The sequence below is a fragment of the Parahoeflea olei genome, from assembly GCF_001703635.1.
GTDB classification, from domain to species: domain Bacteria; phylum Pseudomonadota; class Alphaproteobacteria; order Rhizobiales; family Rhizobiaceae; genus Hoeflea; species Hoeflea olei.
In genome coordinates, this window is the sequence record NZ_LQZT01000034.1 from 18,347 (window position 1) to 43,167 (window position 24,821).

Annotated in this window: 13 protein-coding genes; 2 read left to right on the forward strand and 11 right to left on the reverse strand. The window is 65.9% G+C overall.

Features of this window, described 5'->3' with window-relative positions:
- Window positions 1-38 precede the first annotated feature (38 nt).
- Window positions 39-9,665: a tandem-95 repeat protein gene (locus AWJ14_RS14975; RefSeq protein WP_066180793.1), complete on the reverse strand. Its 9,627-nt coding sequence runs from the start codon at window positions 9,663-9,665 to the stop codon at window positions 39-41.
- Window positions 9,666-9,993: 328 nt separating this feature from the next.
- On the opposite strand from AWJ14_RS14975, the gene AWJ14_RS14980 reads away from it, so the two are divergent.
- Entirely contained in the window at window positions 9,994-10,935 is a 942-nt protein-coding gene (locus AWJ14_RS14980) for a transglutaminase-like cysteine peptidase (RefSeq protein ID WP_066180796.1), read from the forward strand.
- Window positions 10,936-10,957: 22 nt separating this feature from the next.
- On the opposite strand, the gene AWJ14_RS14985 is transcribed toward AWJ14_RS14980, so the two are convergent.
- The 8 genes from AWJ14_RS14985 to chvE all read right to left on the reverse strand — a co-directional run bounded on the left by AWJ14_RS14985 (window position 10,958) and on the right by chvE (window position 21,393).
- A complete protein-coding gene (locus tag AWJ14_RS14985) occupies window positions 10,958-11,554 on the reverse strand; it encodes a ribbon-helix-helix domain-containing protein (protein ID WP_066180800.1) in 597 nt (198 codons plus the stop codon).
- 631 nt (window positions 11,555-12,185) lie between these two features.
- On the reverse strand, window positions 12,186-13,694 hold the full coding sequence (locus tag AWJ14_RS14990) for an aldehyde dehydrogenase (NADP(+)) (RefSeq protein ID WP_066180803.1): 1,509 nt from the start codon (window positions 13,692-13,694) through the stop codon (window positions 12,186-12,188).
- Window positions 13,695-13,742: 48 nt separating this feature from the next.
- A complete protein-coding gene (locus tag AWJ14_RS14995; RefSeq protein ID WP_066180806.1) occupies window positions 13,743-14,660 on the reverse strand; it encodes a dihydrodipicolinate synthase family protein in 918 nt (305 codons plus the stop codon).
- A gap of 88 nt (window positions 14,661-14,748) precedes the next feature.
- A complete protein-coding gene (locus AWJ14_RS15000; protein WP_425349649.1) occupies window positions 14,749-15,690 on the reverse strand; it encodes a Gfo/Idh/MocA family protein in 942 nt (313 codons plus the stop codon).
- Window positions 15,687-17,429, reverse strand: coding sequence for an L-arabinonate dehydratase (gene araD / locus AWJ14_RS15005; protein WP_066180813.1), 1,743 nt, complete (start codon window positions 17,427-17,429; stop codon window positions 15,687-15,689). The genes AWJ14_RS15000 and araD overlap by 4 nt, the downstream gene beginning before the upstream one ends.
- 53 nt (window positions 17,430-17,482) lie before the next feature.
- Complete coding sequence (gene mmsB, locus AWJ14_RS15010) at window positions 17,483-18,706, reverse strand: multiple monosaccharide ABC transporter permease (protein WP_066180816.1); 1,224 nt, start codon at window positions 18,704-18,706, stop codon at window positions 17,483-17,485.
- A gap of 4 nt (window positions 18,707-18,710) precedes the next feature.
- A complete protein-coding gene (gene mmsA / locus AWJ14_RS15015; RefSeq protein WP_066180818.1) occupies window positions 18,711-20,231 on the reverse strand; it encodes a multiple monosaccharide ABC transporter ATP-binding protein in 1,521 nt (506 codons plus the stop codon).
- A gap of 94 nt (window positions 20,232-20,325) precedes the next feature.
- Entirely contained in the window at window positions 20,326-21,393 is a 1,068-nt protein-coding gene (gene chvE / locus AWJ14_RS15020) for a multiple monosaccharide ABC transporter substrate-binding protein (protein WP_066180821.1), read from the reverse strand.
- Window positions 21,394-21,557: 164 nt separating this feature from the next.
- Here chvE and AWJ14_RS15025 point away from each other — a divergent pair, with 164 nt between their 5' ends.
- Entirely contained in the window at window positions 21,558-22,496 is a 939-nt protein-coding gene (locus tag AWJ14_RS15025) for a LysR family transcriptional regulator (protein WP_066180824.1), read from the forward strand.
- A 27-nt stretch (window positions 22,497-22,523) separates the two neighbouring features.
- Here AWJ14_RS15025 and pbpC read toward each other — a convergent pair whose 3' ends face one another.
- Both pbpC and AWJ14_RS22870 read right to left on the reverse strand, forming a co-directional pair.
- On the reverse strand, window positions 22,524-24,635 hold the full coding sequence (pbpC, locus tag AWJ14_RS15030; protein WP_066180828.1) for a penicillin-binding protein 1C: 2,112 nt from the start codon (window positions 24,633-24,635) through the stop codon (window positions 22,524-22,526).
- Window positions 24,632-24,821, reverse strand: a 190-nt coding sequence (locus AWJ14_RS22870; RefSeq protein WP_245304292.1) for an alpha-2-macroglobulin family protein, incomplete at its 5' end; no start/stop codon positions are given. The genes AWJ14_RS22870 and pbpC, both read right to left, overlap by 4 nt.

Sequence of the window (24,821 nt, forward strand, 5' to 3'; positions counted from 1 at the left end):
CGCCGGCAGATCCCGATTGCGGGCGCCGGTGGCGCCCGTCACACGGGGTTCATGGCCGCGGCGCCATCGTCTTCCACCAGGATCTTGAGCACGTCCAACCCGCCGGTGGCGGTGAAGTCCGAAGCGTGATCGAAGATCACCGTGTCGCCGATGCCATCCATGTTCTGCGCGGCAAAGGCCTCCCCGGTCGAGCCCTCGCCGCCGTCTGCCGGCAGCGTTGCGGCGTTCAACAGCTCGGAAAGGTCGACGAGATCCCCCTCGCCCGTCCCATAATCGGCGATCAGGTCGCCGATTCCGCCGTCGAAGGCCTGCGACAGGGCCGCCGCGTCGAACACGAAGGTGTCGGCCGCGTCCCCGCCGGCCGGCGCGCCGCCGCTGGCATCCGTGGCGACGACCGGACCGAGATCGAGGCCGAAATAGCTGCCGGTCGAGCCGTCGACCATCACGAAGTCGCCTTGGGCGAACACGTGCTGGCCGTCGGTGACATAGTCGCGCGCGGCGGCTCCGAGATCGATGGCGGCGATGCCGGCCTCGTCCAGCGAGAGCAGTTCGCCGGCATCGGTCAGGCCGTCGCCATTGCCGTCGACCCACAGCTTGATGTCGCCGAAGCGGAGATCGCCCGCGTCGATCCGGCCGTCGCCGTTGCTGTCGAAACTTGCGAGCGCATCGAGCGAGTCGGCGAAGTCCCCGCCATTGAACCCGGGCGAAAACACTTCGTTGCCGTGTTCGATCGCGCCCGAACCGTCGAGGTCGGCCACCAGCAGCCCGTCGCCGCCCGAAGGCCAGCCGATCCGGTCGGCCACGCCGTCCTGGTCGAGATCGAAGGCGGCATCCGTGAAATGCAACCCGTCGCCGTTGAGATCGAGCACGATCGGATCGGAACTGCAGGCCACGTTGACCACGAGGTCGTCCATCATGAAATAGGTGTTGCCGTTGCCGCCGTTGTTGACTCCTTGGAATTCAATGCGGTCGACGTTCTCGAAGCCGGGCAGGTCCGAGAAATCCACCCAGACAGGCTGTTTCAGCGAGAGCGCCACCGTCATCGTGCCGACCGGCTCGGAGGTTCCGTCGACATAGGCCCGGACCACGAGGTTCATGCTCGTGTTGGTTTGTGCCGAGAACCATCCGCCGACGAGATCCATGGTCCCGCTTACGGCCTCGACCGAGGCCGTGCCGCCATTGAGGTTGTACGCCACGTTCTGGCCCGAGCGCTGGGTGCCGCGCGTGGACAGATCCTCGTCGGTCTCGTTGAAGCGGAAGTTGTGCCATTGCAGGCCTTCATGGACGCCGCCGATATTGCCGTAGGCCTGCCCCGGATGACTGAAGGATTCAAAGCTGATGGTGCGGGTCAGGGTCTCGTGCGGATAGATCGTCACCGCATCGAGGAAGGTGGTGGCATCGTTGCCGCTCACCGCCGGTGTCTGGCCTTCGAAGCGCAAAACATGGGCGCCCGAGGTCGCGACCGTGAACTCGATCCGGTGCTCGTTGAACTGGGTCGCGCTTGACGGCGAGAAGCTGCCGATCTCGACCCCGTCCAGGAAGACCTTGACCGGATTGCCGCCGGTGACCCCTCCGACCGGCTGGGCGCCGCGCGCGGCTGCGGCCAGGCTGAGCGTATAGGTGCCCGCCTCGATGTTGACCTGCTGCTGCAGGAATCCGGCGTTCTGGACGAAGGCCGCCTGCTGTCCCGCCGCGGTCGGTGCTCCGAAGGCCCCGCCGGTCTGCTCGATGCCTGTCCCGTTTCCGCTCGCACCGGTGAACGTCCAGCCGGCATTTGCAGGGTTGTAGACATAGCTCGCCGTATCAGGCGTTTCGAAGCTGGCATTGGCAATGACGGGGGCATCGTAGACGCCCTGCACCTCGACCGTGACCGTGGCGGTCGTGGTGCCGCCGTGACCGTCGCTCATGGTGTAGGTGAACGTGTCCGGCCGGCTCTCTCCGACGCCCATCGTCTGCAGCGACGCCGAGGTCCTGGCGTCGTAGGTGATCTCCCCGGTCGCTGCATTGTAGGTGACGGTGGCCCCCGCGGCACTGTTCGAGACCGACAGGATATGCGCGGGCGCATTGGCGTCATTGGCGAGCAGCCAGCTTTCCGAGAAGGTGAAGGGCGCATCCTCGGTGATGGCGGCATAGGCCGAGGTGTTGAGGCCGCCGGCCTCGATCACATAGCCAAAGGACTGCTGAATGGCACTGTTGCTGGCGTCGATATCGTTCCACAGCTTATCCTTGTCGGTGGCGAGATAGTCCTCGCCGGTGCCAAGGCCCGTGGCATCGCCAGGATTTTCCGCAGACCAGTTGGTATAGGCATCGACCTCGGCACTGCCGGAGGGAGCGGGTCCGCCATTCCAGAAGATCTGGCCTGCTTCCGGACCCGTGACCCATCGCCAGACGCCTTCCTGGGCTTCGTCCGACCCGCCAAGATGGATGCGCGCAGGTGCTATTCCGTTGATGAACGCGTTTTCCGAAGCGCTCGTCACCGTGGCGAGATAGGAGTCTCCCGAAATTGCCGCGGCAGCCGCCGCCTTCGACGCGAACCAGGTCGAGTTGCCCGACACATATTGATAGATATGCCCGTTCTCGGCGTTCCAGTACCAGTTCTCGGGCACGGGGTTGATGTAATCATTGGCGGCGACCGCCAGCGGGGCGTCCGCTTCCGGCGTCACGGTGATCTCGGTGGTGACATCGGTGGTCCCGCCATCGCCATCCGACACGGATATCGTCAGCGTGCGCGTCGCCGTCGGGTTATCCGAAGAGTTGGCGAAGGTCAGGTTCTCGATCAGCTTCTCGACCACTGCCGGCGTGGCAAAGGCATTGAAGCTGACGGAGAACGGCGTCGCTCCCGATCCGCCCGCCAGATTGCCGATATACTGCCCGTTGTAGCTGACCTGGGCGCCCGACACGGTAAAGCCGTTGCCGGAATTGAGCCCGATCGTGTCTTCGCCTGCGACAAATCCAGACACGGTCACGCTGCCGCCGGCGAAATTGGCGGAATCCGGGTCCGTCAGCGTCACATCGGCGTCGATGATCTGCGGCGCGGCATTGACGGTGTTTTCCAGGAACGTGGCATTGTCGAGCCCGGTCAGCCCGGGCGCGTCATTGGAGGCCGTCACGGTGACATTCACCGTGCCCGTATCGGTGCCCTCGCCATTGCTGAGCGTGTAGCCGAAGCTCGCCTGGCCGGAGAAATCCGTGTCCGGGGTGAAGGTGATGACGCCCGCACTGAGTTGGACCGTGCCGTGGGTGGCTCCGAAAACGGCAGTGATGGTCAGCGGCTGGCTGCCTGCCGGATTGGTGTCGTTGGCGATCAGATCGGCAACATTGAAAGTCAATGCCGTGTCTTCGTCGGTGGTCAGCGAATCCGTCACCGCCGTCGGCGCTTCCGCCACGTCCGTCACCGTGACGACGATGTGCTGCACGTCCGTGCCGCCATGGCCGTCCGACACCTGGACGTCGATCTCGTAGCGATTGTCGAGATCGACATCCTGGGGGATTTCGTAGTTCGGCGCTGCGACGAAGCTCACCACGCCGGTGGACGGATCGATGGTGAACCGGGCGAAATCGGTTCCCGCCGTCTGGAGGATCGCATACTGCGGCGTGTCGCCGTCGATATCGCCGGAGGTGACGGTGGTGACCGCGGTCGAATTTTCCGCGACATCGATCGCAGCGGTATCACCGCCGCCATTGGACGTGATCTCCGGCGCGTCGTTGACCGCCGCGATCGAGACAGGAACCGTCAGCGTGCTGGTGGCGGTGTCGCCCCCCACGCCTTCCGTCGCCGTCGCCGTCACCGTGAGATCGAAGGTGCCATGGTAGTTGGCGGGCGGCGTCAGCGTCAGCGTCGCCAGGTTCCAGCCGGTGACATCGACCTCCGTCACGCCGAGCGTCGCGGTGAAGCTGTGGGTTCCGTCGCCGAGCGTCGCGCCGACAGGCACTGCGGAGATCGAAACCGAGAGGGTTTCTGACCCGTCGATATCGACGAGCGTCGCGCGAACCGCGGGCTGTGCCACAGCCGTGTCTTCAGCGCCCTCGGCGGATGTGCCGAGGATGAAATGCTGGACCGACACGCCATTGGCGCCGCCGGCGCCGAGGCCCCATGTCACCACGATCGTGCCGTCGCTGAGTTCAGCAATGGAAGGACCGGTCGAGAGCGTCTCCACCGATCCCACTTCGGTGACCGCGCCGCCCAGGCGGGTTTCGCTGCCCACCGGATCGCCATTGGCATCGTAGCGCTGGCCGTAGAGACCGGTAGACGCACCGCTGTTGCCGTTCGACAGCCACGAGACCAGGAACCCGCCGTCGCTCAAGGCGATGACCGTGCTGTTGTTCTGATTGCCGGTCGTGGTGGTGTTGACCTCGAACTCCGCCTCGACCTTGTTGCCGGCTGCATCGAAGCGTTGCCCGTGAACTTCCTGGTTGGCATCCCCCGTGGTCCAGACCACGACGAAGCCGCCATCGGCGAGCACGGCGACATCGGGCGAGCGCTGATCGCCGGCGGTTTGCGTATTGACCGGGAACTCAGGGCCCACGGGCGTGCCCGAGCCATCGTAGCGCTGGCCGAAAATGCCATAGCCGTCGCCGTCGCCCAGCTGGGAGTCCCAGGTGATGACGAAGCCGCCGCCCGGCAGTGCGGCCACCTCGGGGCTGTCCTGATAGCCTGCGGAGATGGTGTTGACATGGAACTCGTTGCCTGCGGGATTGCCGCCGGCATCGAAGACCCGGGCCTGGATTTCATAGGGATCGCTGCCGCCGGTGGTTGCCCGCCAGGTGATCACGAACCCGCCGCTTTCGAGCGCAGCGACGGAACTCCAGGCCTGCTGCCCCGAGGTGAACAAGTTGTTGACCAGGAATTCGCCGCCGATCTTGCCGCCGTTCGCATCGAAGCGTTGCGCAACAATGTCGTAAGCGTTGCCGTCCGGCCCGAAGGAGGACCATGTGACGACAAAGCCGCCGGTCTCGAGACCTGCCGCCGCACTAAAGCGCTGGAAGCTGCTGGTGAAGGTGTTGACCAGGAACTCCGGCCCCTCGGCCACGTCGTCGGCGGAGTAGATCCGGCCAAAGATGCCGTAATCGCTGCCGTCCGGCGCCTCCCAGGTGACGAGATAGCGTCCGTTGTCGAGCGCCGTGACGGAGCTGCGGGCGCCATTGCCGGTTTGAACCCGGAAGGAATCGTCAAGCGGAGCGATGGCGTCGCTGAAAACGCCCAGCTCCGGCGCATCCGCAATCGGCGCCACGGTTACCAGCACGACGCCGGTGTCGGTGCCGGCACCGTTGCTCAGCGTGTAGTTGAAGCTCGCCTGGCCGGAGAAATGCGCGTCGGGCGTGAAGGTGATGACACCCGCGACCAGCGAGACCGTGCCGTTGACAGCCCCGGAAACGCCGGTGATCGTCAGCGGCTGCGCGCCGGGCGGGTTGGTGTCGTTGCCGGTCAGGTCCGCCACCGAGAAGGTCACCGCCGTGTCTTCGTCCGTGCTGCCCGAATCGGTGACGGCCGTCGGCGCTTCCGGAACGTCGGTGACGGTCACGTTGATGCGCTGCACATCGGATCCGCCGTTGCCGTCGGAAACCTGGACATCGATCCGGTAGACATTGTCGAGGTCGGCATCGGCCGGCGCTTCGTAATCCGGTGCTGCAACAAAGGTCAGCACGCCGGTGGTGGCGTCGATGGTGAAAAACGCGAAATCCGTGCCCGCCGTCTCGAGGATCGCATATTGCGGCGTGTCGCCGTCGACGTCGCTGGCGGCAACGGTGGTCACCGCCGTGGTGTTCTCCGCGACATTGATCGCCGCTGTCGCGCCTCCGCCGTTGGAGATGATCACCGGGTCGTCGTTCACGGCCGTGACGGTGAGGCTCACGGTGTCCGTGGCGGTCGAATAGCCGGTGGTGCCGCCAGTGGTCGAGATGGTCCAGTAGCCGCCATTGCCGCCGCCGTTGCCGTCCCAGGCGCGGAACGTGAGCGCCTCATCGACGGTGCCGCTGTAATCGGCGTTCGGCACGAAGGCGAGACGCGCATCCGGCCCCAGCGTCAGCGCATGGCTGTCCGACACCGGCGTGATCGCGAACCAGTGCGCCCCGTTGTCGACCGTGTAGTACCAGGTTCCATTGGCCGTGTTCTGCCCGGTGATGGCAATGCCGGTGAAGGAATTGTCATCGGTGACATTGTCGAGGCCACCCTCGCCTTCCCGGGCGACCAGATCCGACACCGCGGTGCCACCGCCAATTCCCGGCAAGGCCGCGTCCTCGGAAACAAGGATCGACGGACTCGCCGTCGCGTCAAGCACCGGCGCATCGTTGACGCCCGACACCCGCACCACGAGTTGGCTGGACGCGAACTCCCCGGCGTTGCCGTGCAGGCGGTAGTTGATCTGGATGAACCCAGTCTGGCCATTGGCCATCTGGTTCCATTCATCCCCTAGCAGTTCGACGCGGATCTGGTTGTCGGCCGTCACCGTGACGAGCACGTTGTCCGCGGTCACGCCTGCGGGCAGGAAGTAGAACGAAACCCCGCCGACGACCGTCACGGTGTTGCTCGCGCCCGAATCCGGGTCGAGCGTGTCATTGGCCAGAACGTCGAAGATGCGGAAGCTGTCGTCTTCGCTCATCCGGAAGGCAGCATCGTTGCTGCCGCTGTCCAGTCTCGCGACCGGCGCGTCATTGGTGCCGGTGATGGTAAAGGCGAGCGGCTGCAGCCCCGACGTGGTGGTCGCGTCCGACACGCTGATGCCGTAACGCACCGTCAGCGTCTGGCCCGCGGCCAGGAAGTCGAGATCGGCCGCGGCCGGATCCCAGCTGTAATCGATCGTCTGGGCGCCACCCGTGGCGGTGACCGGGTTGCCGAGCGTCAGCCGGCCCGTCGCCAGCGCCGCCGTCAGGTCGGCGACCTGCTGCGCGCTCAGCGCGCCGCCGCTCCACACCAGAACCGGACCCGCGCCCACCGAGGCCGTCAGGGTATCGCCGATGTCCGGATCGGAAACAGAGAGGCTGCCGCTCACCGGAGCGATGTCCTGGGCATGCGCATCCACCGCTTCGGACACGGCTGCCGGCTGGGTGATCGAGAGAGTTGGCGCGTCGTTGACCGCGGTCACGGTGAGGCTCACGGTGTCGGTCGCCGTCGAATAGCCGGTGGTGCCGCCGGTGGCCGGGATGGGCCAGTAGCCGCCATTGCCACCACCATTGCCGTCCCAGGCGCGGATGGTCAGGCCGTCGGTGACGGCGCCGTTGTAATCTGCGTCGGGAACAAAGGCGATGCGCGCTGTCGACGAGAGCGTCAGCGCATGGGTGTCGGACACGGTCTGGAATGAAATCCAGCTCGCCCCGTTGTTAAGCGAGTAATACCAGGTGCCGTGGTCATTGTTCTGGTCAATGATGGCAATTCCCGTGAAGCTGCCGTCGTCGCTGACATTGTCGAGACTGCCGCCGCGATCGACCAGTTCCGAAACCAGGGTGCCGCCGCCCACTCCCGGAAGCCCGGCGTCCTCTGAAAGCGTCACGGACAAGTCGGCCGCCGGATCGAGCACCGGCGCGTCGTTGACGCCGGAGACCCGCACCATCAGCTGGTTGGTCGAGAACTCGCCATTGTCGCCGTGCAGCCGGTAGCCGATCTGGATGAAGCCGGTCTGGCCATTGACCAGCTGGTCCCATTGCGACCCCTTCAGCTCGACCCGGATCTGGTTGTCCGCCGTCACCGTCACCTCGACATTGGCCTCTGTCATGCCCGGCAGACCCGAGAACGAAACGCCGCCGACCAGCGTGACGGAATTGCTCGCGCCCGAATCCGGGTCGAGCGTGTCGTTGGCGCGCACGTCGAAGATGCGGAAGCCGTCGTCCTCGGTCATCCGGAACGCCGCGTCATTGCCGCCGTAGTCGCGGACGGCGACCGGCGCGTCATTGGTGCCGGTGATCGTGAAGCTCAGCGGCTGCGCCACGGCCGACGCGGTGGCATCCGACACGGTGACGTCGTAGCGCACCGTCAGCGTCTGGCCAGCGGCCAGGAAATCGAGATCGGCCGCGGCCGGATCCCAGCTGTAATCGATCGTCTGCGCGCCACCGTTCGACACAATCGCGCTGCCGAAGCTGAGCCGGCCCGTCGCCAGTGCCGCGGTCAGGTCGGCCACCTGCTGCGCGCTCAGCGTGCCTCCGCTCCAGACGAGCGTCGGGCTGCCCTCGACCGTCGCCGTGAGCGTGTCGCCGATGTCGGCGTCGGTGACCGTGATGGTGCCGGGCACCGCCGCGATGTCCTGCGCATGCGCATCCGCAGCCTCCAGCACCGCCGCCGGCTGCACGATGCTGACCACGGGCGCGTCATTGGTGCCCTGGATCGTCACCGTCACGGTGCGTTCGACCGTGCCGCCATGGCCGTCTTCGAGCGTCAGCGTGAAGGTTTCCACCTTGGTGTCGTTGGCGCCGAGATATTCGACGGCCGAGGCCGCGACCGAATAATTCCAGGTGATCTCGCCGCCCGTGCCGGTGCCGGTCGTGTCCTGGGTGACGCTGGCCGTGAGCGTGCCGAGCGCATTGGCGGAGCTGACGATGGTCGGATTGATGCTGTGCGTGTCGCTGAGATCGACATCGCTGAACGAGATCGTGCCGCTGTCGGTGAGGTTGCCGGTGGGCATCACCAGTTCGGTCACGCCGCCGGTCACGTCGGCGGAGGCCACCACGGGACTATCATTCGTGCCGGTGACGGTGATCGTGACGGTCTGGACCGACGCGAACAGCCCATCGCGGATCTCGACATCGAAGGACAAGGTGATGGTTTCGCCGGCTGCGAGGAAATCCACGGCCCCGTTGCCCAGCGCATAGGTCCAGTCAATCGCGCCGCCTGAGGGCGAGGTCGACTCCACCGTGACGCCGCCCGCCGTATCCAGCGAAAAGCCGTCGAGCAGGTCCTGCACCTGCGCCGCCGTCAAGCTGCCTCCGCCGTTGAGCTGCTGGTCGACCAGGCTACGGGCGGTCACGTCGGCGGTGCGGGTTTCACCGAAATCCGGATCGAAGAAGGTGATCCGGCCCGTTGCGGCCACCGGATCGGCGTCCACGCCGCCGGGATTGTCCACGGTTTCAACGAGCGCGCCCGTGACTGCGCCGCCGGTGAGCCGGGCGGCGATGTTGCCGCCGTCCATGAGCAGTTCACCGCCCGCCGGAGCGTCGGAATCCGCCGACGTATCCCCGAGCAGGCCGATCAGCGCCTGCGGCTCGCCATCCGTCAGGCTCGCGCCGCCCGCACTCTCGAAATCGCCGCCCGATCCGGTCGTCCCCGGCTGGGTCACCACGGTGGTGTTGTCCGGGCCTGCCGCGACGTTGAATCCGCTGGTGGAAAGGGCTGCCACGAGCACGCCCTGCGGCACTTCGATGCCGCCCAGGATGAAGGTGGGGAGATCGATCGCGCCGCCGACAATGCGGATTTCGGATCCGTCCGGCTGTACCAGGATGAGATCGTCGCCATCGAGCTGTATCGCTTCGAGACTGACATCGGCGGCGAGAACGACGGTGTTGTCCTGATCCGGAACAAGCGTAACGACCGCGGGAGCACCCGTTTCAGCCGCTGCCGGCGCCTCTGGCACGCCGACATCGCTGCCTGCCTGGGCCAGGACGAGCGCCTCGCCCGCATTGTCGCTCCGCTCGTCGAGTGCAATGGTTTGCGAAGAGTAAATGCCGCCGTCTGTTGTCATGACTGAACTCCCGGTGATTTTTACCAGGCTTTAACCAGGAGGTATTTCGGCAACAACGCAAAGACCGAGGACGAGCATATCCATTCATGCCGTTTTGCTGAATATTATGGATTGGTAAACGCTTCGGCATATCATTTCATGTCTCCGGAACTATTTCGCCTGGAAACAACCGCCATCAATCAGCCGCACCACCTGACGACTTCAGCCGAATACAGAATATTTGCATAAAATTTGATCGAAATTATGTATTATTCAGTAATTCTGTTTGTTTCCGTGATTTTATTCTCCGTTTCGTATCCTTCCACCATCATCTTCGGAAGGATTACAGATGTTTGCATGTGCAACGCGTCAGTTCGGAAGCAAAACACTCGCCATCGTGCTTTCGCTGTTTTGCGCCACGGCGGCGGCTTCCGGCCCGCTCTCCGAACGCCAAAATCCCCCGGTTTCGGCCCTCGCGGCGCTGTCGTCTGCCCCGGTCATCGAGATATCGGGCGCGCGCCATTCGCCTGCCGGCATCTTGCCGATGATGAAGAACCGCGCGTTCGGCCCCCTGCTCGGCTATGCCGGTCAGATGGGTCCCGCCGTCTTGCGGCAGGCGCCGGTATCGAGCATGACGACGGCGTCGATTGCCCCGGCCGCGCGCGCCCTCTCCCGCAGCGCCGACCTCTTCGGCGCCCACAGGATCCGGTTCGGCGCAATCGGCAGCGGTGCCCGGATCGCGGCCGAGATCCGCGATGCGGCGCGCGGCGACGCCTCGAGCCTGTGCATCGAAGGCTGCGCCACGCTCGCATCACACCTCGCCCGCGACAACGACGAGGCTCGCGAACGTCTTGTCCGCGTATCGGCAGCCGTCAACCGCACGATCCGCTACCGCAGCGACGAAGGCCTGCACGGCGAACTCGATCACTGGTCGATGGGCCACGAAACGGTCGCCCGCGGCGCCGGCGACTGCGAGGATTATGCGATCCTGAAGATGGCGCTGCTTGCGCGACTGGGCGTGCCGCTCGACACCATGGAGATCGTGGTGGTTCGCGACACCGGGCGCCGGCTGTTCCACGCCGTCCTGTCGGTGGCGCTCGACGGCGAGAGCCTGATCCTCGACAACATGACCGACGCGGTGGTGTCCGACCGGGCAAAACCCGATTATGCACCGCTGTTTTCGATCACCGCCCAGGCCAATTACGTGTTCGGCTATCCCGCGGGCCAGCAGCCGCGGCAGGTGGCCTCGATCGGCAATGCGCTTTCGGTTGCGCCGGGCGCGGGGTTCTGATGGGAGCCGCGCGAGCGGCTGCTCAGGCGGAGCCCGAGACGAAAGCGATGGCGGCCGGAGATGTCTCCATGTCCGGGACCGCGGTCATGCTCAGCTTGCCGCGCAGCTTGCGCTCGCCATAGCCGATGGAAAAGCCGACCTGTCGGCTGCGCCCGGCCCCGGTCTTCATGTCCTCGATCACCTGGGCGATCGGCGTTTCCAGGCTCAACCTGATTTCGGCCAGCGCCTCCGCCGTGTCGAGACCGCTGAACCTTGTCTGAAGATACATCAGGAACGCGTTGTTCTGGAAAAGGATTTTCTTGTCGGCCGACAGGATGAAGGCCGGCACCGGACAGGCCGCCACGATGGCGCGCGCGGTGTCGAGGCCGGATCTGGCCCGCAGCTTTTCGTAGCGCTCGAGCAGGCGCTGCATCAACGAGGCGCGCAACCGTGAACTCAGGCCGTTGGTCCCGCTGGTCTGGGTGGCAAGCCGCTCGATATAGTCCGCCGCCGAAATACCATCGCTGCGAGTCAGTTCCTCGAACGCCGTCCAGAAGACCCGCTCGAGACTGAATCCGTGGCGCTTTCCGCCGGAGCGGATCGCCCGGAAATGCGGCGTGAGCGGATCGGGCTGCGTCATGCGGGCGTGCCTCCCGTCCGACCGGTTGGGAGCCATGCCAGCTCCGCGCCCCCGCCCGGCCGGCGCTGCGAGCGGCCCGATGGTCGCAAACACTGGACCGAGCAAGGCGCCGGCATCGGGGTGAAGCGTCGGTCGGCATCAGCCGCACCGGTCCGATCCGTCACGCGGCTGGCAAGGGAGAAGAGGTTTGGCGCATGCAACGGGTGCGGCCCGTCGCCGGGCCTGGCGTGCCCCGACACCACAGGCGGCGTCACGACACCGACCGAAAGACCAAGACCTGAAATGGCACGCACCGCATTGCTGGTGGCCACAGCGCAACCCAGCAAAAAAAATCGTTTCGTGATTAAAAATTTCTTGAGCACGACTGACTGAATAGCGCCCAAAATGGGGCACTACGAGAAATTCCCCTATAATTCGTTAGTAATATGATACCGGTTACAATTGATGTGTTGCACTTGCGCAACGATGCGTTTCACAGGATGATACAAATCAGGGAGCAAAGACCGGCTCGCACAAAAACCAATGGCGCCAGGTCCAGGGAAGATCCCGGGCCTGACGCCATCTTGTCATACGAAGTCCGAAGCTTTTGGCCGGCGCCCCGAACCAGGTCGGGGCGCCGGCGGGCGCGGGGCTACCTCAACTCCTGGGGCAGCAGCTGGTCGGGCATGTTCTGATAGCAGACCGGCCGGAGAAAGCGGCGGATCGCCAGCGTGCCGACCGAGGTCGCACCGAAATTGGTCGATGCCGGATAGGGGCCGCCATGCACCATGGCATCGCTGACTTCCACGCCGGTGGGGAACCCGTTGGCGAGCAACCGGCCGGCCTTGCGCTCAAGGATCGGCGCAAGCTCGCGCGCAAAGTCATGATCGGCCTCGTCCATCTGCAGCGTGCAGGTCAACTGGCCGTGCAGCGCCTTGGCGATCGCCTTCATCTCATCGCGATCCGCAGCCTCGACGATGATGCCGAGCGGACCGAACACTTCCTCGGCAAGCACACGGGCATCGAGCCAGGTCTTGCCGGACACGCGGTAGAGATAGGGCGCGCCGCTGCGGCCTTCGCAAGTTGCGGCCATCAGCTCTTCGACGCCGGCGGTCCCGGCAACCGCCGCACGGCCTGAGCGATAGGATGCGGCGATGCCGTCCGTAAGCATGGTCTGCGGACCGACCTTGGAGAGGGCCGCGGCGGCGGCATCGGCAAAGCCGCGTGCATCCTCGCCGGCCAGCGTCACGACGACGCCGGGATTGGTGCAGAACTGCCCCGCCCCCATGGTCAGCGATCCCGCCCAGCCTTCGGCGATCGCCTGCCCCCGTGCCTTCAGCGCCTGGGGCAGCAGGAAGGTGGGGTTGATGGAGCCGAGTTCGCCGTAGAACGGGATCGGGGTCGGCCGCGCGGCGCAGAGATCGAACAACGACCGGCCGGCGGCGAGCGAGCCGGTGAAGCCGACCGCCTGGATCAAGGGATGCGTGACCAGCGCCTCGCCGGCCTCGCGGCTGTTGGACTGCACCAGCGAAAAGACGCCCGGATGCACGCCACAGCGTTCGATCGCCGCTGCGATCGCCTGGGCGACCAGTTCCGCCGTTCCGGGATGGGCCGGGTGCCCCTTGACCACCACCGGGCAGCCGGCTGCGAGCGCCGAGGCAGTGTCGCCACCAGCGGTCGAGAAGGCCAGCGGAAAGTTCGAGGCGCCGAACACGCCGACCGGCCCTACCGGGCGCTGCACCATCTTCAGGTCCGGCCGCGGCAGCGGCGCACGGTCGGGCAGCGCCTCGTCATGGCGGCGGTCGAGATAGGCACCCTCGAGAATGTGGCTCGCGAACAACCGCAACTGTCCGGTGGTGCGGCCGCGCTCGCCGTTGAGACGCGCTTCCGGCAGGCCGGTTTCGGCCGTGCCGATGGCAGTGAGGTCCGCGCCCCGCGCCTCGATCTCGTCGGCGATCGCGTTCAGGAACGCGGCGCGGGCCTCCGTGCTGGAATAGCCGTAGCTCCAGAAGGCGTCTTCCGCCGCGCTCACCGCGGCATCGACATGGGCGCGCGTTCCCTGCGCGTAGGCGCGCGCCTCACCGGTCACGGGCTGGGAGGCGAAAGTCTCCTCGGCTTCCACCCACTGGCCTGCGATCAAGTGCTTTCCGGTAATATTCATCTTTGTTCCCATTGGTTGCATTGGCACGGACAGGGTGGTCCGCTTCGCTCACTTGCCCCAGCTCAAAGCCATGACGTCCAGCTCGCGGGCGAGCTGCAGCAGCCGTTCGCGCGTGCGCTCCGTCATCGGTTTGAGCGGATGACGCACGTGATCGCTGGCGATCACCCCGCCTTCCTTGAAGACCACTTTTGCGGCGCGAAGTCCACACTGCCGGTTCTCATGATTGATCAGCGGCAGGCATTTTTGCCATTGCGCCAGCGCCGCAGCGGTGTCCCCGGCGCGGTAGGAGGCGACGATCGGCCGGATTTTTTCGGGGAACAGGGCCGATGTCATGGTGCCCGTGGCCCCGGCATCGAGGTCGGCCAGCAGCGTCACCGCTTCCTCGCCGTCAAACGGACCCTTGATGTGTTCGCCCGCGGCCTCGATCAGCGCCGCCAGCTTGTCGGCGGCAAAGGGGCATTCGATCTTGAAATAGGAGACGTTTTCGAGTTCGCGCGCGAGCCGCGCCAGGAGATCGACCGTCATCGTCACGCCCGACAGCGGCGCGTCCTGCACCATGATCGGAATCGAGATCGCATCGTTGACCGCCTGGAAGTGCTCGAAAATTCCCTGCGGCGCGGGAAACAGGCCGGAGCCGTGATAGGGCGGCATCATCATGATCATCGCCGCGCCCATCGACTGGGCAAGCTTGGCACGCGCGGTCGCCACCTGCGTCGAGAAATGGCTGGTGGTGACGATCACCGGCACGCGGCCTGCGGCATGTTCCAGGCTCAGCCGCATCAAAAGCGTGCGCTCCTCGTCGGAGAGCAGGAACTGCTCGGAGTAATTGGCAAGAATGCAGATCGCATCGACACCCTGGTCGATCATGCAATCGATCACCCGGCGCATGCCCTCCTCGTCGACCCGGCCATCGGGATGAAACGGCGTGGGCGCCACGGGCAGGATGTTTTCGATCGGTTTCGTCATGGTCTGGTCCTTTCAGGATGGTCTGTGATGGCCGCACCGGCGGGCTGCCCGACACACGGGCCGGCCACGCCCGGGGCGTGCGGCACACTCATTCGATGAAGGGGTCTACGGTGATCCACCTGCCCAGAAGGAAGGCGTCGGCCACATGCACCAGCGGGGCGAGATCCATGTCCACGCCCCCTGCCCGGACCAGCCGCGCCATGTTGGCGTAAAGCCGCGGATATTCGCCGGTGAGCGCGTCCGTCGCAGGGCCCGCGGTCTGCGCCTTGCCGTCGATCTCAAGCGCTCCGCCCCCTTCCAGGAGCGTGAGCCGGCCTTCGCGCGCCTCAATCTCGATGGTCCAGAACTGGTCGCCCTCCTTGCGGAAATCGAACTCGGCAGTGACCCGCGCGCCGCCGGGATGGGCGAAATCGATGCTGGCGGCGATCGGCGTCTCGCAGTTTTCCGGGATCAGCAGCTCCGAGGCGGTGACATGGATCGGGTCGGGCAGGATCTCGGTGACGATCGAGAGCGCATTGATGCCGGGATCGAACACGCCGAGCCCGCCCGCCTGCCAGATCCAGGTCTGGCCCGGATGCCATTTGCGCACATCCTCCTTCCAGATCACGTGGAGGCTTTCGAGCGTCTTGTCCTTGAGCCAAGCCTTGGCTGTTGCGACCATCGCCGCTTCGCGCGAATGCCAGGTCGCATAAATCGACACGCCCGCCGCGCGCGCCATGGCTTCGAGCGCATGGCATTCGGCGAGGCTCGCGCCGGGCGGCTTTTCGAGCATCACGTGCCGGCCGGCGGCAATGGCGGCCTTGGCATAGTCAAAGCGCGGCACCGGCGGCATGCACAGCGACACCACCTCGATGTCCGGCCGGGCGGCGAGCATCGCACCGAGATCGTCATAGGCCTCGACCCCGTCGACGCTGCCGTGGCGCGAGACCGTGGCCGCGAGGTCCCAATCGGGCGAGGCCGCGATCGCCGGAACATGCTGGTCGCGGGCGATCTTGCCGATCCCTGCCAACGCGATCTTGTACGCCATCAGTGCGAATCCCGTCCGACCGGCGCGCCGCGGCAGCCCACCAGAAAATCGAGATCCGCGCCGGTGTCGGCGCCCTGGACATGGGCATGGTGCAGCCAGGCATAGCCGGCGGCGGGCACTGCCACCGTCGGCTTCCAGGCTTTCAGCCGCGCGGCCAGTTCCTCGTCGGAAATATCGATGCGCAGGCTGCGCGCGGGCACGTCGATCTCGATCATGTCGCCGTTCTGCACCACCGCCAGCGGCCCGCCCTCGGCGGCTTCGGGCGCGGTGTGCAGGATCACGGTGCCATAGGCGGTGCCGGACATGCGCGCATCCGAGATCCGCACCATGTCGGTGATGCCCTTTTTCAGAACCTTTGGCGGCAGGCCCATATTGCCGACTTCGGCCATGCCGGGATAGCCCTTCGGCCCGCAGTTCTTGAGCACCATCACGCAGGTCTCGTCGATGTCGAGCGCCTCGTCGTTGATCTTGGCCTTGTAGTCGTCGATGTCCTCGAACACGACCGCACGGCCGCGATGGGTGAGCAAGTGCGGCGAGGCCGCCGAGGGCTTGAGGACGGCGCCCCTGGGCGCAAGATTGCCGCGCAGCACGGCGATGCCGCCCTGGGACGTCAGCGCCTTCTCGACCGGCAGGATCACGTCCTCGTTGTGGTTGACCACGTCCTTGACCTGCGACCACATGGTTTCGCCCGAAACGGTGAGCGCATCCTTGTGCAACAGCCCTGCCTCGCCCAGGCGCTTGAGCACCACCGGCAGCCCGCCCGCATAGAAGAACTCCTCCATCAGGTATTTGCCCGACGGCATCAGGTTGACGATGGTGGCGACATCGCGGCCGCAGCGGTCCCAGTCGTCGAGCGTGAGATCGATGCCGACCCGGCCGGCAATCGCCAAGAGGTGGATGACGGCGTTGGTGGAGCCGCCGATCGCGCCATTGGTGCGGATCGCGTTCTCGAAGGCCTCGCGGGTCATCACATCGGACGGTTTCAGGTCATCCTTGACCATGTCGACGATGCGCCGGCCCGACATCTGCGCCATCACCCGGCGGCGGCTGTCGACGGCGGGAATGGCCGCATTGCCCGACAGCGCCATGCCGAGCGCCTCGGCCATCGAGGCCATGGTGGAGGCGGTGCCCATGGTGTTGCAGCTTCCAGGCGAGCGCGACATCGAGGCTTCGGCCTCGAGGAAATCCTCGGCCGACATTTCACCCGCCTTCACGGCTTCGGAAAACTTCCACAGATGCGTGCCCGAGCCCACGCGCTCGCCGCGGAAATAGCCGTTGAGCATCGGGCCGCCGGTCACGACGATCGCCGGCAGGTCGGTGGAGGCGGCCCCCATCAACAGGCTCGGCGTGGTCTTGTCGCAGCCGACCAAAAGCACCACGCCGTCCATGGGCTGGCCGCGGATGGCTTCCTCGACCGCAAGCGCAGCCAGGTTGCGGAACATCATGGCGGTGGGGCGGAAGGTGTTTTCGGATGCCGAGAACACCGGCACTTCCACCGGAAAACCGCCCGCCTCGAACACGCCGTTTTTCACCCGCTCGGCGAGATCGCGCAGATGCGCGTTGCAGGGGGTGAGCTCGGACCAGGTGTTGAGGATGCCGATCACCGGGCGTCCGTCGAACATGTCGTGCGGGAAGCCCTGGTTCTTCATCCAGCCACGGTGGTAGATCTGGTCGCGGCCGGTGCCGGCAAACCATTCCTGAGAACGCAGTTTTCGTGGCCATTTGGCGGGTGTGAAGGTCATGTTAACTCCGAAGCGGCGCCTGCACTTCAAGGCGGCCGCCCTTTCCTGTTGGGTCAGCTTTGCTTGTTCTTGTTGTACACATCAAAGATCACTGCCGCGAGCAGCACTAGGCCCTTGATGACCTGCTGGTAATCGATTCCGATCCCCATGATCGACATGCCGTTGTTCATCACGCCCATAATGAAGGCGCCGACCACCGCGCCGACGATCTTGCCGACGCCGCCCGACATCGAGGCGCCACCGATGAACACCGCGGCAATCACGTCGAGTTCGAAGGAGACGCCGGCCTTGGGGGTGGCGGTGTTGAGGCGGGCCGCGAAGATCAGCCCGGCAAGGGCCGCGAGCATGCCCATGTTGACGAAGGTGAGGAAGGTGAGCCGCTCGGTGCGGATACCCGACAGCCTAGCTGCCTTCTCGTTGCCGCCGAGCGCGTAGATCCGGCGGCCGAGCGTGGTCGATTCCGTCAGGAACGCATAGATGATGGTGAGGATGCCCATGGTGATGAGCACGTTGGGCAGGCCGCGGAAGGTGGCGAGCTTGTAGGAGACGAACACGATCGCGCCGGCCACCAGCAGGTTGCGCACCACGAAAAACGCCATCGGCTCGGCCACCATGCCATAGGCGCGGTTGCGCGCCCGCGCGGTGAGGCCGAGCCAGATGATCAGGCCGGCGATCAGGAGCCCGGTGACGATCGCAAAGCCGTTCATGCGCTCGACGCCGAAGAGCCCCTTCAGGAACGGCAACAAATCGGGGATGAAGCCGGTCGACAGCGCCTGGAACTCGCGCGGGAACGGGCCGACCGACTGGCCTTCGAGCAGCCACAGCGAAGCACCGCGGAAGACAAGCATGCCGGCAAGCGTGACGATGAAGGAAGGAATCTTCCAGTAGGCGATCCAGTAGCCTTGGGCGGCGCCAATGGCGATGCCGACGACCAGACAGGCGGGCACCGCCAGATAGATCGACCAGCCCCATTCGACCATCATCACCGCCGCCAGCGCGCCCACGAAGCCGACCACCGAGCCGACCGAAAGGTCGATATGGCCCGCCACGATCACCAAGAGCATGCCGAGCGCCATGATGATGATGTAGCTGTTCTGCAGGAACAGGTTGGTGATGTTGACCGGGCGCAGCAGCGTGCCGTCGGTGGTGAACTGGAAGAACGCCATGATGGCGATCAGCGCCAGAACCATGCCGTAGTCGCGCAAATGGTTGGCGAGATAGTGGCTGACCGAGCGGTCCTGTCCGGCGGCGCCGGGTTCCGTAGTGTCCGTGGCCATGGCCTCAACTCCTCACGATGAAGGACATGATGCGCTCCTGGCTCGCCTCCGCGGCCGCCAGTTCGCCCACCAGGGCGCCTTCGTTCATTACGTAAATCCTGTCACACATGCCCAGCAGCTCCGGAAGTTCCGACGAGATCATCAAGACGCCCCTGCCCTGGGCTACCAGCGCGTTGATGATGCCGTAAATCTCGTATTTGGCGCCGACATCGATGCCGCGGGTGGGCTCGTCGAGGATCAGCACCTTGGGGTCGGCGAACAGCCATTTCGACAGAACCACCTTCTGCTGGTTGCCGCCCGACAGGTTGACCACCTTCTGGAACACGCCCGGCGCGCGGATGTTGATCGCCTTGCGGTAGCCCTCCGCCACGCGGGTTTCCTCGGCTTCCGAGATCACGCCGTAGCGCGACACTTGCGGCAGGTTGGCGAGCGTGATGTTGCGCTGGATGGTTTCGTCGAGCACCAGGCCCAGCGTCTTGCGATCTTCCGTCACATAGGCGAGGCCCGAGGCGATCGCCCGGTCGACGGTCGAGACATCGGCAGCCACGCCGTCGATCAGCACCTCGCCGGAGATGCTGCGGCCATAGCTGCGGCCGAAAATGCTCATGGCGAGTTCGGTGCGGCCCGAGCCCATCAGCCCGGCGATGCCGACCACCTCGCCCGCTCGCACCGTAAGGCCCGCATTGCGGATCACCTGGCGCTCGGTGTGCTCGGGGTGCCAGACATTCCAGTTCTTCACCTCCATCAGCACGTCGCCAGGATTGCTATCGCGCGCGGGAAAGCGCTGCGCCATGTCGCGGCCGACCATGTCGCGGATGATCCGGTCCTCGGTGATCTCGTCGCCCCGGGCATCGAGTGTGGAAATTGTGGCGCCGTCACGGATCACGGTGACACGGTCGGCGATGCTGCGCACCTCGTTCAATTTGTGGCTGATGATGATCGAGGTCACGCCCTGGCGCTTGAGTTCGGTCAGCAGCCCGAGCAGCGCCTGGCTGTCCTTTTCCGACAGCGCCGAGGTGGGCTCGTCGAGGATCAGCAGCCGCACGTCCTTGGACAGCGCCTTGGCGATCTCGACCAGTTGCTGCTTGCCGACGCCGATCCGGTCGACCAGCGTGCCGGGCGCTTCGCTCAGGCCCACCTTCTTCAACAGCGCCTCGGTGCGCTGGAAGGTCTCGCGCCAGTTGATGATGCCGCGCTTGGCGCATTCATTGCCGATGAACAGGTTTTCGGCGATCGAGAGCAACGGCACCAGCGCCAGTTCCTGGTGGATGATGATGATCCCCACCGCCTCGCTCTGGCTGATGCCGGAAAATTCGGCGAGCTCGCCGTCGTAATGGATCTCGCCTTCGTAGGAGCCCGCCGGGTAGACGCCCGACAGCACCTTCATGAGCGTCGACTTGCCGGCGCCGTTCTCGCCGACGAGCGCGTGGATTTCGCCTTCCATCACGGTGAGACTCACCGCGTCCAGCGCCTTGACGCCCGGGAAGGTCTTGGTGATGGAGCGCATCTCCAGAAGAGGCTTCATTGCACGATCTCGGTTTCCGCGGAAGTCGGGCCGGCCCCTCCCCGCGCCCGTTGAAAGGCGCGGGGAGTCCGGCGCACGTCGCGTGCGGACGGGATTACTTGATCTGGTCCATGGTGTAGTAGCCGGAGTCGATCAGGATCTTTTCCCAGTTGGACTTGTCGACGGAAACCGGCTCGAGCAGGTAGGATTCCACCACCTTGACGCCGTTGTCATAGGTCGAGGTGTCGTTGATTTCCGGGGTTCCGCCCTGCAGCAGCGCATCGACCATGCCGACGGTGACGCGCGCGAGTTCGCGGGTGTCCTTGAAGACCGTCGAATACTGCTCGTCCGCCAGGATCGACTTGACAGAAGGCACTTCGGCGTCCTGCCCGGTGACGATCGGCATCTTCAGGTCGCCCGAGCCGTAGCCCACGCCCTTGAGCGAGGACAGGATGCCGATCGACAAGCCGTCATAGGGCGAGAGCACGCCGTGCACCTGCTTGTCGGTGTAGTGGGCCGAAAGCAGGTTATCCATGCGCGCCTGCGCCACCGCGCCGTCCCAGCGCAGCGTGCCGACCGTGTCCATACCCATCTGGCCGGAGACGATGGCGATCTTGCCCTCGTCGATCATCGGCTGCAGCACGCTCATGGCGCCGTTATAGAAGAAGAAGGCGTTGTTGTCGTCGGGCGAGCCGCCGAACAGTTCCACGTTCCAGGGCGAGGTGTCCGGGAAGCGCTCTTCCAGGCCCTTGACCAGCGACGAGGCCTGCTGCACGCCGACCTTGAAATTGTCGAAGGTGGCGTAATAGTCGACATTGCCGCTATCGCGGATCAGCCGGTCATAGGCGATCACCTTGATGCCCGAAGCGGCCGCGTTTTCGAGCGCGTTCGACAGCGTGGTGCCGTCGATGGCCGCGATCACCAGCACGTTCACGCCCTTGGTGATCATGTTCTCGATCTGGGCGAGCTGGTTCGGGATGTCGTCCTCGGCATATTGCAGATCGGTCTCGTAGCCGGCGGCCTTGAACTGCTCGACCATGGAATTGCCGTCGGAAATCCAGCGCGCGGAGGATTTGGTCGGCATGGCGATGCCGACGGTGCCCTTGTCCTGCGCGGATGCGGGCGCCGATGCCAGCCCGACGCCAAGCGCCACGGCGGCCAGAAGTGAAGTCAGTTTTTTCATCATGTCCTCCCAAGACAAGGCCATGCGGGGCGCGGCCGCTCCTCAGAGGCCCAACCCGCAGGCAATCAGGATTCAAATGAACCCGGCGGCCAGTTAAGGTCGGTCCCGCATGCTTTTCAAATGATTAGATTGACAATCTGCATAACAAAAATGATAACCCGGGGATGCAGCAGAAACCGCGCAGCCTTCAGATCAAGGACTTCCGCCTGATCTCGGCCATTCACGAGACCGGCCAGCTTGCGCTCGCCGCCGAGCAACTGTCGATGTCGCAACCGGCGGCCTCGCGCATGCTGGCGGCAATCGAGCGGGCGGTGGGCGGCGCGGTGTTCGAGCGCCATCCGCGGGGCATGACGCCGACCCAGGTCGGACTGATGCTGATCCGCAACGGCTCCAACCTGCTCACGGGGCTCGACCAGACGCTCACGGAGATCCGCTCGCTCAACCAGGGCCGGGCCGGCACCGCACGCGTGGGCTCGGTCACCGACGGCGCGGTCGCCTATGTGGTTCCGGCGATCCAGGAGCTCAAGGCCACCGCCACCGGGGCAGACATCCATGTCGACGTGGCCCCGAGCGACGTGCTCGTGGAGGGGCTGTTCCGGGGCGATTATGATTTCGTGCTGTCGCGGATTCCGCCGGGCTACGACAAGCACCAGCTCGATGTGCGGCGCGGCCGCAACGAAGACATCTGCTTTCTGATGCGGGCCGGACATCCGTTGTCGCGCAGTCCGGCTGCGACGCTGGACGGCCTGGCCGGCTACGAGTGGATCACCCAGGCCGCGCACACGCCGCTCAGGCAGGCGGTGGAGGCGGTGTTCGTGTCCGCCGGCGTGGCGCTGCCGCGCGACATCGTCAACACCACCTCGATGCTGGTGATGATCGCCTATCTCGCCTCGTCGGATGCGATCGCGCCGATCCCGCGCCAGGTCGCCTCGCTGCTGACTTCCGACAGCCATTCTGCGGCCATGGTCACGGTGGATCCCGACGAGAAGATCATCGTCAGCCCCTATTTCCTGATCTCGCACAAATCGACCACCGTCAGCGCCATCGCGCTCAGGCTGCGCGACATGGTGCTGGCGGCCATGACGCGACAATCCGCCCCATAACCACGGCCTGGCAACGGATCGAACGGCTCAGTCGGCGTCGATGAAGACGCTCACGCTGGTTGCCCGCCCCTCGGCATCCATGACCGTGAGCGTGGACGCGCCTTCGCTGTCGGGGTTCCAGTCGATCACCCGCCGGCGGGTGGATTTGTGCTGCGGCTCGCCATTGGCGATCAGCCGGTAAGGCGCGACGCCGCCCTGCAGCTTGATGACGAGCGGCATCATCCGCCCCGCCCCGCCCCCGCCGAGCGCCACGCGCGCGCCTTGCGGCGGATAGACGATCCGCGGCGGCGGCGATCCGCCGGTGCGCGCCAGCGCAACCTCGTCGCCGGATTTGTATTTCCTGAGCGCAAACGGCAGGTCGCGGCGCGCGCGCTCCGCCACGCCATGGGGCGCCGGCGGGAACGGGGTTGTCCCGACGCCGGACCGGGCAAAGGCCTCGAACAGCAGCGGCGCAGCGGTGGTGATCCCCGACAGACCCGGAACGGGGACCGCATCCGGCCGGCCGACCCAGACGCCGAGCACATGGCGGCCGTCGAAGCCCACCGCCCAGGCATCGCGATAACCGTAGGATGTCCCGGTCTTGTAAGCGATCGGAAGCCGCGGCGCGGCCTGCGGCGCCTCGACGCCCGCAAGAATGTCGGCCACGCGCCAGCTTGGGCCGGCTTCGAGCACCGGATGGCCGAAACCGGGCAGCGGATCAGCCTCCGATCCGTCGTGCAGCCGCACCGCCGTGCCGCCATGGACGAAGCCGGTGTAGAGCTGGACCAGGTCGCGCAGCGTCACGCCGGCGCCGCCGAGCCCGATCGCCAGTCCCGGCGCGCCGCCGGGCGGCAGTTCAATCCCCGCCCCGCCCCGCCGCAACCGCGACAGCAACCGTTGCGGACCGACCGCTTCGAGCAACCTGACGGCGGGCACGTTGAGCGAAAACTGCAGCGCCTGGCGGATGCTCACCTCGCCCATGAACTCCCGGTCGAAATTGCGCGGCCGGTAGCCGGAGAAATCGGCGGGCGCGTCGTCGATCAGGGTTTCGGCGGCGACCAGCGCATCCTCGAAGGCAAGCCCGTAGATGAACGGCTTCAATGTCGAGCCGGGCGAACGCACCGCGCGGGTCATGTCGATCGCGCCCGCGCGCGCGGCATCGAGATGACCGGTCGAGCCGACCGCGGCAACGACCTCGCCGCTGCGGCCGTCCGCCAGCACCATGGCCAGAGACTGGCGCGGGCCGAGCCTGGCCGCGGTTTCGCGGGCGAGCTTTTCGAGCCGGGCCTGCACGCCGCCGTCGATCGTCAGCCGCAGCGTCGCCTCGTCCGGATGGGTCCGGACCGCCAGATCGGCGGTGTGGGCGGCGAGATCGGGCAATTCGAGACGGCGTGAAGGCACCTGCGTGCCCGAGGCGCGGTCGATCTCGCTTGCGGGAATGAGCCCGGCATCGCGCATCCGCCCGAGCACGCGATCGCGGGCAATCCGCGCCTCGTCGTGACGCCGGTCGGGACGCCGCGATTCGGGCGACTGCGGCAGCGCCACCAGCAGCGCCGACTGGGCCAGCGTCAGTTTCTTCGGCTCGCGGCCGAACCAGGCGAGGCTGGCCGCACGCACGCCCTCGAGATTGCCGCCATAGGGTGCGAGCGTGAGATAGAGCGTGAGGATCTCGTCCTTGCCGAGCCGGCGTTCGATCTGCAGCGCGCGCGCCATCTGCCTGAGCTTCGCGGACAGCGAGCGTTCCGTCCGCGGCTCGATCAGCCGGGCCACCTGCATGGTGATCGTCGAGCCGCCGGAGACGATGCGACCGCCATTGGCGACGAACTGCCCCGCCGCACGCAGAAGCGCCACCGGATCGACCCCGTGATGACTGCGGAAGCGCCGGTCCTCGTAAGCGAGCAGCATGCGGACATAGTCGGGATCGACCTCGTCCAGCCGGACCGGCAGGCGCCACAGCCCGTCGGGCGTGGTGTAGGCGCGCAGCAAGCCGCCGTCGCGGTCGAGCACCTGGCGCGACAAGGCAAGTGCATCGTCGAGCGGCGGCGGATAGGCCTTGTCGGCCCAGTCGAGCGCGACCCCCGCGCCAACGCCCGCAGCGACGAGCAGCGCGGCTGCGACCGCGGCCCGCCGCAAGGCGCCAATGCCGCGTGGCCGGCTCATGGCTCGCCGAGCACCTCGATCATGCCGGTCGCCGTGCGCGCGGACAGTTCCGGCCGGTACATGTCCTCAACCACGGCGGCGGGCTGCTGATAGACGCCCGGCGTGACCGCGCGCACCACATAGGCGGCCATGAAGTCGCGGCTCGAGGACTGACCCCGGTCGAAAGCCGCCATGAAGCGGTCGGTG